The 17,073-nt window shown below is 64.2% G+C and carries 11 protein-coding genes and 1 pseudogene; 11 read left to right on the top strand and 1 reads right to left on the bottom strand.

The window, feature by feature from the left end:
• Nucleotides 1-20 precede the first annotated feature (20 nt).
• Nucleotides 21-1,070: a hypothetical protein gene (locus CZ203_RS03435; protein ID WP_456236182.1), complete on the top strand. Its 1,050-nt coding sequence runs from the start codon at nt 21-23 to the stop codon at nt 1,068-1,070.
• Between the two features lie 117 nt (nt 1,071-1,187).
• On the opposite strand, the gene CZ203_RS03430 is transcribed toward CZ203_RS03435, so the two are convergent.
• Nucleotides 1,188-2,942: an ABC transporter ATP-binding protein gene (locus tag CZ203_RS03430; RefSeq protein ID WP_227105399.1), complete on the bottom strand. Its 1,755-nt coding sequence runs from the start codon at nt 2,940-2,942 to the stop codon at nt 1,188-1,190.
• Between the two features lie 262 nt (nt 2,943-3,204).
• Here CZ203_RS03430 and CZ203_RS03425 point away from each other — a divergent pair, with 262 nt between their 5' ends.
• From CZ203_RS03425 to CZ203_RS03380, 10 genes and pseudogenes are all read left to right on the top strand, one after another.
• Nucleotides 3,205-4,392: an iron-containing alcohol dehydrogenase gene (locus tag CZ203_RS03425; protein ID WP_087064782.1), complete on the top strand. Its 1,188-nt coding sequence runs from the start codon at nt 3,205-3,207 to the stop codon at nt 4,390-4,392.
• Between the two features lie 305 nt (nt 4,393-4,697).
• Nucleotides 4,698-5,885, top strand: a complete 1,188-nt coding sequence (locus CZ203_RS03420; protein WP_087064781.1) for a TolC family protein — start codon at nt 4,698-4,700, stop codon at nt 5,883-5,885.
• A gap of 53 nt (nt 5,886-5,938) precedes the next feature.
• Complete coding sequence (locus CZ203_RS03415; RefSeq protein WP_087064780.1) at nt 5,939-7,135, top strand: efflux RND transporter periplasmic adaptor subunit; 1,197 nt, start codon at nt 5,939-5,941, stop codon at nt 7,133-7,135.
• A gap of 3 nt (nt 7,136-7,138) precedes the next feature.
• Nucleotides 7,139-10,270 carry an efflux RND transporter permease subunit gene (locus CZ203_RS03410; RefSeq protein ID WP_087064779.1) on the top strand — a complete coding sequence of 1,044 codons (3,132 nt, stop codon included), beginning with the start codon at nt 7,139-7,141 and terminating at the stop codon, nt 10,268-10,270.
• A gap of 30 nt (nt 10,271-10,300) precedes the next feature.
• Nucleotides 10,301-10,894: a TetR/AcrR family transcriptional regulator gene (locus CZ203_RS03405; RefSeq protein WP_087064778.1), complete on the top strand. Its 594-nt coding sequence runs from the start codon at nt 10,301-10,303 to the stop codon at nt 10,892-10,894.
• Between the two features lie 117 nt (nt 10,895-11,011).
• The gene (locus tag CZ203_RS03400) at nt 11,012-11,659 is read left to right on the top strand and encodes a hypothetical protein (protein ID WP_087064777.1); all 648 of its coding nucleotides are present in this window, start codon (nt 11,012-11,014) and stop codon (nt 11,657-11,659) included.
• Nucleotides 11,660-11,935: 276 nt separating this feature from the next.
• Nucleotides 11,936-13,768, top strand: coding sequence for a potassium-transporting ATPase subunit KdpA (gene kdpA, locus CZ203_RS03395; RefSeq protein WP_087064832.1), 1,833 nt, complete (start codon nt 11,936-11,938; stop codon nt 13,766-13,768).
• A gap of 12 nt (nt 13,769-13,780) precedes the next feature.
• A pseudogene (gene kdpB, locus CZ203_RS03390) lies at nt 13,781-15,549 on the top strand (potassium-transporting ATPase subunit KdpB).
• Nucleotides 15,550-15,593: 44 nt separating this feature from the next.
• Nucleotides 15,594-16,193, top strand: coding sequence for a potassium-transporting ATPase subunit KdpC (kdpC, locus tag CZ203_RS03385; protein WP_087064776.1), 600 nt, complete (start codon nt 15,594-15,596; stop codon nt 16,191-16,193).
• Between the two features lie 167 nt (nt 16,194-16,360).
• A partial coding sequence (locus CZ203_RS03380; RefSeq protein WP_456236181.1) for a histidine kinase occupies nt 16,361-17,073 on the top strand: 713 nt, incomplete at its 3' end.

Genomic DNA, 17,073 nt, shown 5'->3' with positions numbered 1-17,073 from the left:
GCGACTGCGTGCTCGCCGATATGGGCGGCACGACGACCGATGTCGCGCTCGCGGCGGACGGCGTGCCCCTGCGTGCGGTGGACGGCATCCGCGTCGGGCGCTGGCGCACCTTTGCCAAGGGGCTGGATATCGACACCTTTGCGCTCGGCGGAGACACCGGCGTGCGGGTGGAGGGCGAGCGCCCCGCGCTCATGCAGCGCCGCCTGATGCCGCTGTGCGTGCTGGGGCAGCGGTACCCCGCGGTCAAAAAGCGGCTATGGGCGCTCGCGGACGACGTGCCGCGCCATACGCTGCCGCTGCACGAGTGCTTCGTGCTCCTGCGCGACGTGGCGGAGGGCGACCCGCGCTACGACAAGACGGAGCACCGCTTGATCTCCGCCCTGCGGGAGGGTCCGATGGTGTTTGGGGACTTGGCCGCGGCGGCCGGGCTGGACAAATACATGCTGCGCCCCGAGCGGCTGGAGCGCGAGGGCGTGATCCAGCGGGCGGGGCTGACCCCGACGGATATCATGCATATCAAGGGCGATTTCAACCGGTTCGACGCGGAAGCGCCGCTGCCCGCGCTGCGGTTCCTGGCGCGCTGCGCGGATACCACGCCGGAAAAGCTGGCGGACAAGGTCTACGATATGGTCAAGGAGCGGCTGTATACCAACCTGGTGCGCATCCTGATGGAGCGCCGGCAGTCTTCCCTGCGGGCGGACGGCCTGCCCGCGGCGTTCGAGACCTTTATCTCCCGGAGCTGGCGCGCCTTCGCGGACGGCACGCGCGCGCGGTTCCTGCAGCCGCAGTTCACCTGTAACGCCGCCCTTGTCGGCCNATGCGCCCGACTTTGTGGACGACGAGCTGGCCGCCTCCTTCGCCTATTTTGCCCCCGCCGCACCGGCGTTTACGCCCGGCCCGGAGGTGCAGCGCATGGTCTGGGCGGATTGCCGCGCCCTGGCGCGCACGCTGGCCGGGGGCGAACCCCTGCCGGTCACCGGCCGGGACGGGCAGGCGGATACGCTTGCCCCGGGGCTGCTGTCGAGGGGCGTCCGGGAGTGGCGACAGGTGTGCCGCGCGCTGGGGATTAAAATTTAAGGTATCATAAATAAGGGAAAAGGGTTTAGGGGCAATCCCCCTAAACCCTTTTTTGTATTTTTCTAAGGCGCGCCATCATCGGGAAGGGCGCCCCGGGGGTTCGCTTCCCCTCAGGACTGCTCCGCAAGCTGGCAAAGCTGCGCGTACAGCCCGCCGCGGGCAAGCAACTCCGCGTGGGTGCCCTGCTCGGCGATGCCGTCCTCCGACAGCACGACGATGCGGTCCGCGCCGCGGATGGTGGACAGGCGGTGCGCGATGGTCAGCGTGGTGCGCCCCTTGGCCAGGCGCTCCAGGGACTGCTGCACCAGCCGCTCGGATTCGTTATCGAGCGCCGAGGTCGCCTCGTCGAGCAGCAGGATCGGCGGGTTCTTGAGGAACACGCGCGCGATCGAGATGCGCTGCTTCTGCCCGCCGGACAGGCGCACGCCGCGCTCGCCGACATAGGTGTCGTAGCCGTCCGGCGTATCCAGGATAAAATCGTGCGCGCCCGCGAGCTTGGCCGCCTGTTCGACCTCCGCGCGCGTCGCATGCGGCTTGCCGTACGCGATATTTTCAAAGATCGTGCCCGCAAACAGGTACACGTCCTGCTGCACCACGCCGATTTGGCGGCGCAGGGACGCGAGCGAGAGCGTGCGTACGTCATGCCCGTCGACGGTCACGCGGCCGGCAACCGGGTCGTAAAAGCGCGGGATCAGGTTGCACATGGTGGTTTTGCCGCCGCCGGACGGGCCGACGAGCGCGACGTTCTCGCCCGCGCGGATGTGCAGGTTTACGTCGGTCAGCACCGGGGTGCCTGGGTCGTCGGCATAGGCGAAGGAGACGTGTTCAAAGGCGATCTCGCCGCGCGCCGCGCCGAGGTCCGCCGGGCTTTCCGGGTCGGTGATCTCCGGCGGCGCGTCCATGACCTCGAAAAAGCGCTCGATGCCGGTCATGCCGCGCTGGAACTGCTCGGCAAACTCCACAATGCGGCGGATCGTCGCGAGCAGCGTGGTGACATACAGCAGGTAGGCCATGAGATCGGCCGGGTCGATGACGCCGCGCAGCATGAACAGGCCGCCCGCCACGATGACGGTCAGGTACATCAGGCCGTCAAAGGCGCGCGTGGTCGCCGTAAACGAGCCCATCCAGCGGTAGTTTTCCTTCTTGATGGACAGCCATTCGCGGTTGCCCTCTTCAAATTTTTCGATCTCGCGGGCTTCGCCGGTGAAGGACTGCACGACGCGGATACCGAGCAGCGAGTCCTCGACCTGCGCGTTGACCTCGCCCACCTGCTGGCGGTTCTTGCGGAAGGTGCGGCGCATCGCGCCGTTGAGCAGCCCGGCGCAGATGGCCATGACCGGCACCACGGCAAAGATAATCAGCGTCAGCGGCACGTTGATCGTGCACAGGATCAGGAAGGATACGACGATCTTGACCGCCGCGATGTAGAATTCCTCCGGGCAATGGTGCGCAAACTCGGTGACGTCAAACAGGTCGGAGGTGATGCGCGCCATGAGCTGGCCGGTCTTCATACTGCTGAAATAGGAGAAGGACAGCCGCTGCAAGTGCGAAAACAGCGCGGAGCGCATATCGGTCTCGATTTTCGCGCCCATGACATGGCCGACGTTCGCCATAAAATAGGATGCGGCCACGTCGATCACGCGCAGGATGAGGTACAGGCCTGCGACCTTGGCGATCACCGTCACGGTGAGCGACGCCATGTCGCCCATGCCGAGCTGCGCGAGGAAGCGCACCAGCATCGGCAGTACGATGTCGCACACCGAGGTCAAGGTGGCGCAAAACAGGTCGAAGAACAGCGTCAGGCGGTATTTCTTAAAATACGGGGAAAACCGCCGGATTAGCGTCCAGGTGGATGGATGTTCCAAGGGGATGCCCTCCTTTTATTATAGTGATTGATAGGATACGGTAAAAAGCTTTGGTTCCGGGCAAAAGCCCGCGGGCTTGCGCCGGGATGCCCGGGCGGCCGTTTGGCGCAAAACCGGTACGGCTGGCCGCCATGCCGCCGGTCTATTTTAACGCGCCCGCGGCGGTTTGGCAAGCCTCCCTGCGATTGACAACGGGATTTCGGCGGGTATAATGGGAAGTATGCAAGAAAGGCCATACAAACGGGCAGCGGAGGGAATGCAAATGCTGAATTTTATTTACAACACGCCGACGAAGGTAGTTTTTGGCCGCGGGGCGGAGGCGCAGGCCGGCGCGGAACTCAAGGCGCGCGGCGCGACCCGCGTACTGCTGCATTTCGGCGGCGGCTCGGTGCGGCGCAGCGGGCTGCTCGATAAGGTCGAAGCCAGCCTGCGGGAGGCGGGGCTTTCCTACGTGGAGCTGGGCGGCGTTGCGCCGAACCCCAAGCTTTCGCTGGTGCGCGAGGGCATCGAAACCTGCAAGCGGGAAAAGGTGGACTTCGTGCTCGCGGTCGGCGGCGGCTCGGTCATCGACTCGGCCAAGGCGATCGCGCACGGCTACGCGGAGGGGCGCGACCCGTGGGAGTATATTTCCGGCGGCGAGCCGCCGAAAAAGACCACGCCCTTCGGCACGGTGCTGACGCTCGCGGCCGCGGGCAGCGAAATGAGCAATTCCTGCGTCATCACCGATGAGGTGACGCACCTCAAGCGCGGCCTGACGACCGAGCTGAACCGGCCGCTCGTGTCCTTCCTGAACCCGGAAAATACCTTTACGGTATCCAAGTTCCAGACCGGCTGCGGCATCGTCGACACGATGATGCACACCATGGAGCGCTACTTTACCCCGGATACCGATACCGACCTGACCGACCGGCTGGCCGAGGGGCTGCTCGTCGCCGTGCGCGACGCGGGACGCATCGCCATCGCACATCCCGAGGATTATGAGGCGCGCGCCACGCTCATGTGGGCGTCCTCCCTGTCGCACAACACGCTGACCGGCTGCGGCCATAACCATACCTTTACCGTCCACAAGCTGGAGCACGATTTTTCCGGCCTGCACGACCATATCGCGCACGGCGCGGGGCTTTCCGTGCTGTTCCCGGCCTGGGCGAAGGCGGTGTACCGGCAGGATGTGCGCAAGTTTGCCCAGCTCGCCGTGCGCGTCTGGGGCTGCGAGATGGATTTTGACCATCCGGAGCGCACCGCCCTGCAGGGCATCCGCGCGATGCAGGCGTATTTTGGGGAGATCGGCATGCCGGTCACTATGGGAGGCCTCGGCATCACGCCCGCGGATTACGAGGACGTCGTCAACCTGACCACGGCAAACGGCACGAAATGCGCGCCCTCGTGCTATGGCGAAATGGACAAGGCGAGGATCCTGGAGATCTACCGTATCGCCGAGCAGCCGGTGTAAGCCGCGCCGCGCCGCCTGCGGATTGTGAACGATTTGTGAACAAAAAACAGCGGTTTGAAAAGTACAGGCATTTTGCCTGTACTTTTTGTTTTGCCTTCCTAAAAATTTACCTAACGCTTCTTGACGATGGCCGCCGCCCGTCGTATAATTAAGTACGCTGCCGACCGACCGGTCGGTCGGGTGATAAATAGGAACAATAAAAATTAAAATAGGGATAGGGAGGGACCCCCTAATGAAACGACTCATTGCAATGCTGCTGGCGGGCGTGCTGACGATCANCGGCCGCCCCGGATGCGGTCGCCGCGGTGGCTGCATCCGGCAATCCCGCCAAGACGGGCACGGCGGACGGCGTGGACAGCGCGCAGCCCACGTCCCGCAACATCGGCTTTACCGGCCTTGACCGCACGATCCGCGAAAACAACCTGACGGTCAAGTCCAACAACGAGACCCTTGCGGGCATCAGCGCGATGGATACCGACGCGCAGGAGTTCGCGGCCTCGAGCAGCCAGAGCTTTATGCAGATGCTGAGCGGGCAGATCAGTGATTCGATCGCGGAGATCGAACAATTAGATCCGTCTGTGGTTGACCCCAACCTGGTATCTTCCATTACGCAGGGCCTCGGCGCGGTGCAGTCCTTTTTTGACTATAACGCGGACGTTTACAAGGGGCAGGCCAAGGGCATCCGCACGGACACCTCGATCCAGGATCAGTACGTGCTGGCCAAGAAGCAGTACGACTATGTCGCCGACCAGCTCGTCATGGGCGCGCAGACGCTGTTTATCACCCTGCACACCATGGAACTGCAGCAACAGGACGCGCAGCGCGGCCTCGAGCAGCTCACCCGCGCGCAGACCGAGATGCAGAAGCGCTACGACCTCGGGCAGGTCTCCGAACTGGAGCTGCTCAAGATCAAGAACCAGCGCAGCCAGACCGCGAGCACGATTGAATCGCTCAAGTACCAGGTCAAGAACCTCAAGGGCGACCTGGCGCTCATGCTGGGCATCGACCCGGCCGTCAACCTGACGCTCAGCCCCCTGCCCGCCTCGCCGAACAGCAAGCGCAACTATGATAACGACCTCAAGGCCGCGATCAAGGCGAGCTACGACCTGTACTTTAAGAACGACACCATGCGCACGGCCTCGAACGACTTCAAGGACGACAAGACCAACACCAAGCACGCCTACGAGGCCGCCAAGATCGCCTACCAGGCGGCGGAACAGCAGCTTACCCAGAACTTCCGCAAGATGTACGACGCGATCCCCGAAAAGGAACGCGCCTACAGCCAGGCCAAGGCGGACGAGGACCTGCAGCAGCGCCTGTACGACGCGGCGGCGGTCAAGTACCAGCGCGGCCTGATCTCGAAAAACGAGTACACGACCGAAAAGGAAGCCCTGGAAGCCGCGCGCAGCGCGACCCAGAAGGCGCAAATCGACCTGTTTACCGCGACGAACCAGTACGACTGGGCGGTTCGCGGCGTGGTCTCTGGGAGCTGACCGCGCGCCCGGTAGGACGGTCAACACAGTGTGAATAAAGGAGCTTACATAGAATGAACTGCAAGAGAACCCTGGCCGGGGTATTGGCGCTCAGCCTGCTGCTGCTTGGCGGCTGCGGCAAGGCGGAGGAGGCCCCGGCGGACGACGACTCCACAGTAAAAGGCACCGCGGTAGAGACCCAGACGGTCGCGCGCGGCGAAATCTATAACGAGAGCGAGCTATCCGGCCGCGTCATCGCGAGCCGCGAGGTGGCGGTCGCCTCCCCCCTGCCCTCCAAGGTGCTTTCCGTCAAGGTCAAGGTGGGCGACACGGTCTCGAAGGACCAGGTGCTGTTTACCCTCGACCCCAAGGATATCACGAAGAACTACCAGCCGCTGCTGGACAACTATAACCGCACCAAGACGCTGATGGACGAATCCATCCGCCAGGCGCAGAAGAACGTCGACGACACCCAGGCGCTGCTGGAGATCGGTGCGGCCTCTCAGAGCCAGCTCGACCAGGCCAAGCTCGCGCTGCTGCAGCAGCAGACGACGGCGGAAACCCAGCTTTCCCAGCTTGACGAAAATATCAAGGACGTCAACGACACGCTGAAGGATACCTCGGTCAAGGCGCCGATTGCCGGCGTGGTCACCGCGGTCAACGTGGTGGAAAACAACAACGCCGGCCAGGGTACCCCCGCGGTGACCATCGCGGAGAACCAGAAGCCGCAGGTGTCGGTCTCGGTGTCCGAGACGCTGATCCCGTCGATCAACGTCGGCGACCCGGTCAGCATCACGGTGCCCGCCGTGTCCGCGAACCCGTTCACTGCGACCATCCAGTCGATTTCCCCGACGACGAACGCCCAGACCCAGCTCTATGAGGTCAAAATGGACGTTTCCGCCGAGGCGGGGTACAAGGTCGGCATGTTTGCAAACGTCGTTTTCCGCATGAACCGCCGCACCGACGTGGTGGTCGTGCCGTCTGAGGCCGTGCTGACCGATGGCGACACCTCCTGGGTCTTTGTCGTCAACGGGCAGGGGCAGGCGGCGAAGGTGCCGGTCACCACCGGCCTGACCACCGGCGAGACCACCGAGATCGTCGAAGGGCTTGGCGGCGGCGAGCAGCTGATCGTCAAGGGGCAGAGCTACCTGTCCGAGGGCGCGGATGTGCGCGTCGTCGTGCGGGACGGCGAAGAGGTTCCGAAGGCCGAAGCCCCGAAGGCGGAAGCCGCGGCGGCCCCGGACGCCGAAGCGGCCGGGACGGAGGGCTAAAACATGAAACTTGCCGCCACCTGTATCAAGCACCGCGTCATGATCATCCTGCTGTACATCCTGATCGTGGTGTTTGGCTTTGCAAGCTTCCAGGGGCTGGCGCTCGCGCTGATGCCCACCATGGAACTGCCTGTCGCGCTCGTCATGACGACCTACCCGGGCGCGGGCCCGGAGGAGGTCGAGAACCTCGTCACGCGCCCGGTCGAGGAGACCGTCGCGCGTATCGCGGGCATGGATACCCTGATGTCCCGTTCGCAGGAAAACGTGTCGATCGTCATCGTCCAGTTTGCCGACGGCACGAATATGGATAACACCCTGACCGATATCCGCGCCAAGATCGACCAGATGAAGGGCAGCCTGCCCGACGACGCGAACGCGCCGACCGTCATCGAGATGGATCCGGACGCGATGCCGGTCATCCAGTTTGGCGTCATGGGTTCCGACCTGGCAAACCTCCAGTCCATCGCGGAGGACACCATCGGCCCCGCGCTCGAGCGTATCGACGGCGTGGCCTCGGTCGACATCACGGGCGGTTATACGACCGAAGTCGCCATCGACATGGACACCGACCGCATGCGCGGCTATAACCTGTCCATCTCCTATATCTCGCAGATGCTTTCGGCAGAAAACGTCACCATCCCGGCCGGTTCGGTGCAGAACGGCACCAAAAAGCTGACCGTGCGCACCACGGGCGAATACAAGTCCGTCCAGGATATCGCGAACACGATCATCCCGCTGCCCACGGGCGGCACCGTGCGCCTGTCGGAAATCGCGCACGTCTATGAAACGCACGACGACGTGGACAATATCTCCAAGATCAACGGGCAGGAGTGCGTGCAGATCTCCGTCAACAAGCGCTCCGGCGTCAACACGGCCGCGGTCGCGGAGGAAGCCGCGGCGGCCATGGCGAAGCTGCACGAGGAGAAGATCCCGCAGGTCGAGTACCTCGCCCTGATGGACCAGTCCGACTACATCAACCAGTCGGTCGATTCGGTCTTGCAGAACATCATCATCGGCGTGGTGCTCGCGGCGCTCGTGCTGTTCGTGTTCCTGCGCAACTTCGGCGCGACGGCGGTCATCGCGGTCGCCATGCCCCTGTGTATCCTGACGACCTTCCTGATCATGCGGGGGCTCAATATCACGATGAACCTGATGTCCCTCGGCGGCATGGCGATGGGCGTCGGCATGATCGTCGACAACTCGATCGTCGTGCTGGAAAACATCTACCGCTTCCGCGACGAGGGGCACAGCCGCTATGAATCGTGCATTTACGGCACGGGCGAGGTCGGCCTGTCGGTCATGGCGTCCACGCTGACGACCGTGGCGGTATTCCTGCCGATCGCGCTGGCGGGCGGCATCGCGGGCATGATGTTCAAGGAGTTCTGCCTGACCATCGTCTCCCTGCTGATGTCCTCCCTGCTGATCGCGCTGACCCTGGTGCCGCTGCTGTGCTACATCCTGCTCGACCGCGGCCAGACCAAGCCCAAGCTGCGCGCCAAGCAGGTCGAAAAGCAGGCCAAACGGCTCGCCAAGCAGGGCAAAAACCCGGTCATGCGCGCCTATAACAAGTCCCTCAACTTCTGTATCCACCACCGCCTGCTGTCCTGCGTGGCCTCGGTGCTCGTGCTCGTCATCTTCCTGGGCGGCATCGCCACGGCGGGCATGGAGCTGATCCCGGCCATGGACCAGGGCACGGTTTCGGTCTCGGTCAAGATGCCGATCGGCTCCAAGGTCAATGAGACCGCGGAGATGTCCGACCGCATCATGAAGATCTGCGAGGACACGATCCCGGAGGCGGAAAGCATGTACTATTCCGCGTCGGACGAATCTTCGACCGTCACGGTCAACCTCGTCGGCCTGTCCGAGCGCGAGCGCTCCTCCGACCAGGTCGGCAACCAGCTCCGCCGCGACCTGGCGGACGTCGCGGGCGCGGACCTGTCGGTCTCCACCTCGGGCGCGGCGGACATGAGCTCGATGACCGGCTCCGCGATCGACGTATCCATCACGGGCGACGACCTCGACGAGCTGGCCGCCATCACCAAGGACCTGGCGCGGCGCTTTGAGGAGATCCCGCAGGTGACCGAGAGCAAAAGCTCCGCGGAGGACGCCGTCCCGCAGGTCAACGTCATGCTCAACCGCGAGAACGCCGCCAGCTTCGGCCTGACCGCGGCGACGGTCGGCTCGGCCGTGCGCGCGCAGATCGACGGCTCCACCGCGACCGAACTCAAGATCGCGGGCGACGAGTACGATATCGTCGTGCGCGGCGACGAGAGCAGCTCCAGGAGCCTGGACGCGATCAAGACCATCCCGATCCCGCTGCAGTCGGGCGGCTCGGTGCCGCTGGACCTCGTGGCGAACGTCACCACCGAAATGGCGCCGCAGACCATTTCCCGCGAAAACCAGCAGCGCATGCTGAGCGTCACCGGCACCGCCGAGGAGGGCGCGGATATCGCCGCCATCACCCGGCAGGTGCAGGCCATCCTGGACGATTACAACTTTCCGGAGGGGTATGAATACGATATGGGCGGCGAAAGCGAGCAGATGGCCGAATCCTTCTCCGCGCTCGGCACGGCGCTGCTCGTCGCGCTGGCGCTCGTATACTTCGTGCTGGCAAGCCAGTTCGAGTCCTTCGTCATGCCGGTCGTCATCATGCTGATCCTGCCGTTCGGCCTGCTCGGCGGCCTGTTCGGCCTGCCGCTCACCGGCCGCCCGATCTCGATGCCCGCGCTGATCGGCGTCATCGTGCTCGCCGGTACGGTCGTCAACTCGTCGATCATCCTGGTCGACTATATCAAGACGCGGCGGCAAAAGGGCGAGGATAAGAACACCGCGATCCTCAACGCCTGCCCGCGCCGTGTGCGCCCGGTCATGATGACCGCGCTGACCACGGTGCTCGGCCTGCTGCCGATGGCTTTCAGTATGGGCGAGGGCAACGAGATGATGAAGCCGATGGCGATCGTCATGATCTTCGGCATGATCATTTCCACCTTTGTCACGCTGTTCGTCACGCCGGTCTATTATTCGGTGATCGACAGCATCACAGGCAAGTTCCACCGCCGCCCGGGCGAGCGCCCGCTCCCCACCGAAAAGAAGGAGCTGGACGAGGCGCTGAACACGCCCGGCATCACGGATTGATCCGCATGGGGAAAAACGGGGGGAAAAGCTATGTCTACTGAAATCAGGATGCAGCGGCGCGCGGACATTTTGTCCGCCGCCGAGCAGGAATTTGCGGAACGCGGCTACGAACGCACCAAAATGGAGGGGATCGCCCGCCGCGCCGGCATTGGGAAGTCCACGGTGTATGAGTACTTCCCTTCCAAGAACGAGCTGCTCACTGCGGTGCTGACGGAGGGGATCACCCGCATGAACCGGAATTTGGAAGCGTTTATGCGCCGGGAACAGGCCGGGTTCCGCAGCAAGCTCATCTCCATGCTCGGCCACGCGGGCAACATGCTGCGCGGCACGATGGGCACGCTGATGAACCTGCGCGAATGCGAGCCGGCGATCGCCTTCATGCGCGACTACGGCGAGCGCGAGCGCGACTTTATCCTGACGCTGCTCGAAACCAGCGTGCGCAAGGCCATCGAGGACGGCGAGGTGCGGGAGGATATCCAGCCGCGCTTTGCCGCGGCGCTGGTGTTCGCCCTGCTGCTGACGGCGGGGAACGAGCTGCTCTTCGCCGATGCCGACGAAAAAACGCTGGAAAAAACGGTCGATTACCTGTTTGAAGGGTTCGGACCGCGCGTAAAAGCCACGTAAACGTAAAAGTTTGTTAACGGAATGTTCTTGCTTTTTCCATGGGAACAGGGTATCATTAGGCTGTAACAGGGCGTTTTGCGCAGCGCCCCCCGAACCCTTAAAGGAGGACGTTTCAATATGAAAAGGAATAGGATTTTCGCAGGGCTGCTCGCCCTGGCGCTCGTGCTCGGCCTCGGCCTGGCGGCGTGCAGCAAAGACGATACACAGGACGTAACCCCGCCGGTACAGACGGGCGACGCGAATAAGGACCCGCAGCCCCAGCCCTCCCCCACGCTGACGGAGGAGGAGTGCAAGACGCTTGTCGATGAAAAGCTGCCCGAGGGCTATACCTCCAAGGCGGCCGGCGAGGTGGAAAGCAGCGATATCGCCGAGGGGCGCAAGTATAAGGTGTTCGACGTGATGGGCGCGGACGGCAAGAAGGCCGGCGCGGTCGCGGTCGATGTCGAGAGCGGCGACCGTTACAATTACGGCGAGGACGGCAAGCTGGGCGAGTATAGCGATTTCCCGCTGTATAACCCGTCGAGCGACGCGGTCTGCGACTGGAACGGCGTCTTTCAAAACGGCGGCCTCTCGGTCGAGCTGATGCAGGCGGATACGACCTCGTTTGAGTTTGAGTTCTCCGACGACACGGCCGGCGTGGCGCGCGTCAAGGGCAACACCGCCTCCTATAACGACGGCGCGCTCACCTTCACGTACCGGGACGACGGTTCTATCGAGATCGGCGGCAGCCTGAAGGAGCTGGCCGGCACGTATACCCCCGCGTAACTGACAACGGCATACCGGATTTTGGACGGGGCGCCTGATGCGTACATGCATCGGGCGCCCCGTTTTTTTATTTCCCGGGCAACCCGCCCCGCCGCCTTAACGCAATCTTAACGGCGGCGCCGCTTCCTTGAACGGCACCCTTACCCCTTTTGCGGTACCATAGGGGATGCAAAAGGAGGAACATCTTATGGAGTTCGTTATGATCGGCATTGGCATTATCGTGATTGCGGTCCTGGCCTACTTGGGCTGGACGCTGATGAGGGAGGGGTGACCGGCGTGGGAAGCACCGTGCAATATGTCTTATACCTTGCGGTCCTGGTGGCGCTCGCCATCCCGCTGGGCAAATATATCAGTAAGGCGATGGGCGGCGAGAAGGTATTCCTGTCAAAGCTCGTCCGCCCCTGTGAAAACGTCATTTACAAGGCGCTGCGGATCGACCCGGCGGCGGAAATGGGCTGGAAGAAGTACCTGCTCTGCGCCCTGGCCTTTAACGCGTTCGGGCTGGCCGTGCTGTTTGCCGTCCTGATGCTCCAGGGCGTGCTGCCCTGGAACCCGCAGGGCTTCGGCGGGATGAGCTGGCACCTCGCGTTCAACACGGCGGTCAGCTTCGTCACGAATACGAACTGGCAGACCTATTCGGGCGAGGTGGCGCTGTCAAACTTCTCCCAGGCAATGGGGCTGACGGTGCAGAACTTTGTCTCCGCCGCCTGCGGCATCGCGGTGCTGTTTGCACTGGTGCGCGGGCTGGTACGGGCGGGCGGCAAGGGGGTCGGCAACTTCTGGGCCGACCTTGTCCGCTCCGTGCTGTACATCATGCTGCCGGTGTGCCTTGTAACCTCCATTGCGCTGGCGGGGCTGGGCGTCCCGCAGAGCCTGGGGGGCGGCAAGACCGTCGATCTGGTCGAGCCAATCGCCGTACAGCAGACGGCGGACGGCTATGAGGTGATCCCGGGCGCGCAGGCCGACCCTGAGACGGGGATAGTCACCGTGGACGGCGCCGCCGTGCCGGGGGCAAAGGTCGTCACAAAGCAGTATGTGCCCCTGTACCCGCAGGCCAGCCAGGTCGCCCCCAAGCAGGCGGGCACGAACGGTGGCGGCATCCTGGGCACAAACTCCGCGCATCCCTTTGAAAACCCGAACCCGTGGACAAACCTGATTGAAATGACATTGCTGCTGCTCATCCCGGTGGCGCTGTGCTTTTCCTTCGGCCGGTCGGTCAAGAGCCGGAAGCAGGGCGTGGCGATCTTCCTCGCGATGTTTATCCTGCTGGCGGCGGCGCTGGGCGCGGTGGCCGTGGCCGAACAGGCGGGCACGCCGCAGCTTGCGCAGGACGGCGGGGTCACGGTCAGCGCGACGGACGGGCAGCCGGGCGGCAACATGGAGGGCAAGGAAACCCGCTTCGGCATCGCGACTTCCGCGACCTGGGCGGCCTATACCACGGCGGCCTCCAACGGCTCGGTCAACTCGATGCACGACAGCTACACCCCGCTCGGCGGCATGGTGCCGATGCTGCTCATGATGCTGGGTGAGGTCGTGTTCGGCGGCGTGGGCTGCGGCCTGTACGGCATGATAGGCTTCGTCATCCTGACGGTCTTTATCGCGGGGCTGATGGTCGGCCGCACGCCGGAATACCTGGGCAAGAAGGTGGGGCCGCGCGAGATGCGCATGGCGGTGCTGTTGTGCCTGGCCACGCCGATCGCCATCCTGGTCGGTTCGGGCGTCGCCACGCTGCTGCCCGCGACCGCGGACGCGCTGGGCAACGGCGGCGCGCACGGCCTGTCCGAGGTGCTCTATAACTACGCCTCAGCGGGCGGCAATAACGGTTCCGCGTTTGCCGGCATGGGCTGTGACACGCCCTTCCTCAATGTCTCGCTTGGCCTGGTGATGCTGTTTGCACGGTTTGTGCCGATGGCGGCCACGCTCGCCATCGCGGGCAGCATGGTGTGCAAGCGCAAGGTGGCCGAGGGCGCGGGCACGTTGTCCACCAGCAACGGGATGTTCGTATTCCTGCTGATCCTCATCGTGCTGATCATCGGCGCGCTGAGCTTCTTCCCCGCGCTCTCCCTCGGGCCGATCGCGGAATTTACCCAGATGACCGGGTTAGGTTGAGAGGTGTAAATCATGTCTAATAAACAAAAATCCTTTACAAACAGGCAAATGATAGCCCGCGCGGCCGGGGACGCATTCCGCAAGCTCTCGCCCCGCGACCAGGTAAAGAACCCTGTCATGTTCCTCGTATACCTGTCCGCGATCCTGACGAGCGTGCTGCTCGTGCTGTCGTTGGCGGGCATTACGGACGGCATCGTGNAAGAGCCAGGGTCATCCGCGAGGCGGGCGGCGACCGCAGCGCGGTCACCGGCGGCACGACCGTGCTGTCGGACTGGCTGGTCGTGCGCGTCACGCAGGAGGAGGGCGGCTCCTTCCTCGACAAGATGATCGCCATGGTCGAGGGCGCGAACCGCAAGAAGACCCCGAACGAGATCGCGCTCGAAATCCTGCTGGTCGCGCTGTCCATCATTTTCGTGCTGGTGACGGCGTCCCTGTACGCCTACTCCGCCTTTTCCGCCGGCCAGATGGGCGGGCAGAACCCGACCTCCGCTGTGTCGCTCGTCGCGCTGCTCATCTGCCTTGCGCCGACGACCATCGGCGCGCTGCTCTCGGCGATCGGCATCGCGGGCATGAGCCGCCTGAACCAGGCCAACGTCCTGGCCATGAGCGGCCGCGCGATTGAGGCCGCGGGCGACGTCGACGTGCTGCTGCTCGACAAGACCGGCACCATCACGCTTGGGAACCGCCAGGCGGTGGCCTTCCTGCCTGTGGACGGCTGCACCGAGCAGGAGCTGGCCGACGCGGCGCAGCTCTCCTCCCTGCCGGACGAAACGCCGGAGGGGCGCTCGATCGTCGTGCTCGCAAAGGAGCAGTTCGGTATCCGCGGCCGGGAACTGGCGCACATGCGCTTCATCCCCTTCACCGCGCAGACGCGCATGTCGGGCGTGGACTGCGACGACGGCGAAATCCGCAAGGGCGCGGCGGACGCGGTGCGCGCCTACGTGGGGCAGGCGGGCAACCCGTTTTCCGAGCAGTGCGCCAAATGCGTGGACGAGGTGGCGCGCCAGGGCGGCACCCCGCTCGTGGTGGCGAAAAACCATAAGGTGCTCGGCGTGATCCACCTCAAGGACATCATCAAGGACGGCGTAAAGGAAAAGTTTGCCGACCTGCGCAAGATGGGCATCCGCACCATCATGATCACGGGCGACAACCCGGTGACCGCCGCCGCCATCGCCGCGGAAGCGGGCGTGGACGATTTCCTCGCGGAAGCCACGCCGGAGGCCAAGCTCGATATGATCCGCAAGTTCCAGGAGGAAGGCCATCTGGTCGCCATGACGGGCGACGGCACGAACGACGCGCCCGCGCTGGCGCAGGCCGACGTGGCGGTCGCCATGAACTCGGGCACGCAGGCGGCCAAGGAGGCGGGCAACATGGTCGACCTGGACTCCTCGCCGACCAAGCTGATCGAGATCGTGCGCATCGGCAAGCAGCTGCTGATGACGCGCGGCAGCCTGACCACCTTCTCGATCGCGAACGATATCGCCAAGTATTTCGCCATCATCCCGGCGCTGTTTATGGGGCTGTACCCCGGGCTGGGCGCGCTCAACATCATGGGGCTTGCCAGCCCGTCGAGCGCCATCCTGTCCGCGCTGATCTATAACGCGCTGATTATCGTGGCGCTCATCCCGCTGGCGCTCAGGGGCGTCAAGTACCGCGAGGTGCCGGCGGGTAGCCTGCTGCGGCACAACCTGCTGGTCTACGGCCTGGGCGGCATCCTCGTCCCGTTTGCCGCGATCAAGCTGATCGACCTTATCGTCGCCCCGCTGCTGGCGGCGCTGTGAAAAACCTGCCGGGCGGCGCCCGGCCATAAAGGAGAGGATATACCATGAAACAGACGCTTTTGCGCGCGGGCGGCATGCTGCTGGCCATGATGGTGCTGTGCGGCCTCGTCTATACGCTGCTGGTCACCGGCGTCAGCCAGCTGCTGTTCCCCCGGCAGGCAAACGGCAGCATCATCACCGTGGACGGCAAGTCCTACGGCTCGGAGCTGCTGGGGCAGCAGTTCACCGACGACGGGCACCTGTGGGGGCGCGTCATGAACGTGGACGTCAATTCGTTCACGGATGAAAATGGCGAACCGGTTATGTACGCCTGGGCGTCCAACCTCAGCCCGGCGGGCGAGGAATACGATGCGCTCATCGCGGAGCGGTTGGCCGCCCTGCGCGCGGCGAACCCGGATATGGAAGATGCGGCCGTGCCCGCAGACCTTGTCACCTGCTCGGGCAGCGGCCTTGACCCGGAAATTTCCCCGGACGCGGCGGAATACCAGGTGCCGCGCATCGCCAAGGCGCGCGGCGTACCGGAAGATACGGTGCGGGAGGCCATCCGCGCATGCACCAAGGGGCGCGCGCTGGGGCTATTCGGCGAGCCGCGCGTCAATGTGCTCAAGGTCAACCTGGTGCTGGACGGCGTCCTCCCGGCGTAAACGCCCCGTCCCGGCTATAGGAGGCCGCCCATCCACGGGCGGCCTCCCCTTTTTGCCCTCCCATCTTTACACAATCTTAATGGGAAGGCACAAAAAGGCAACGCCGCATTGACGGCCGCCGTGCTATACTAGAAACACCGGATGATAAAATTGCGGGAGGTGCGCCTATGGCGGAGCCCATGCGCCCCGGGGACGGGGCGGCGCCCGCGCAGGGCGCGGGAAAACTCAAAATCTTTTTCGGCTATGCCGCGGGCGTGGGCAAAACCTACGCCATGCTGGAGGCGGCGCACCAGGCGCGGGATGCGGGCGTGGACGTGGTGGCGGGCTATATCGAGCCGCACTCCCGCCCGGAGACCATGGCGCTGCTGGACGGCCTGGAACAGCTCCCGCCCCAGATGGTCGCCTATAAGGGCGTCACGTTGCGGGAGTTCGACCTGGACGCTGCCCTCAGGCGCCGCCCGCAGCTCATCCTGGTCGACGAGCTGGCGCATACGAACGCCGGCGGCTGCCGCCATGTCAAGCGCTACCAAGACGTGCAGGAGCTGCTGCGCGCGGGCATCAGCGTCTATACCACGGTGAACGTGCAGCACCTCGAGAGCCTGTACGACGTGGTGTCCTCCATCACGGGCGTCACGGTGAAGGAGCGCATCCCGGACTTTATCTTCGACTCCGCCGACCAGGTGGAGCTGGTCGACCTGGAGTCCGCCGACCTGCTTGAGCGGCTGCGCCAGGGCAAGGTCTACCGGGGGGCGCAGGCCGCGCGGGCGATGGAGCACTTCTTTACGGAAAAAAACCTGGCCGCCCTGCGGGAGATCGCCCTGCGCCGCACCGCGGACCGCCTGGAACGCACCCCGGACACGGTGGGCGGCGCGAAGGCGCG

Origin of the sequence: Intestinibacillus massiliensis, from assembly GCF_900155735.1 — a bacterium.
In the GTDB taxonomy this organism is placed as follows: Bacteria; Bacillota; Clostridia; order Oscillospirales; family Butyricicoccaceae; genus Intestinibacillus; species Intestinibacillus massiliensis.
The sequence above is the reverse complement of the archived record's forward strand: the minus strand, read 5'-3'. Positions and strand labels throughout refer to the sequence as shown.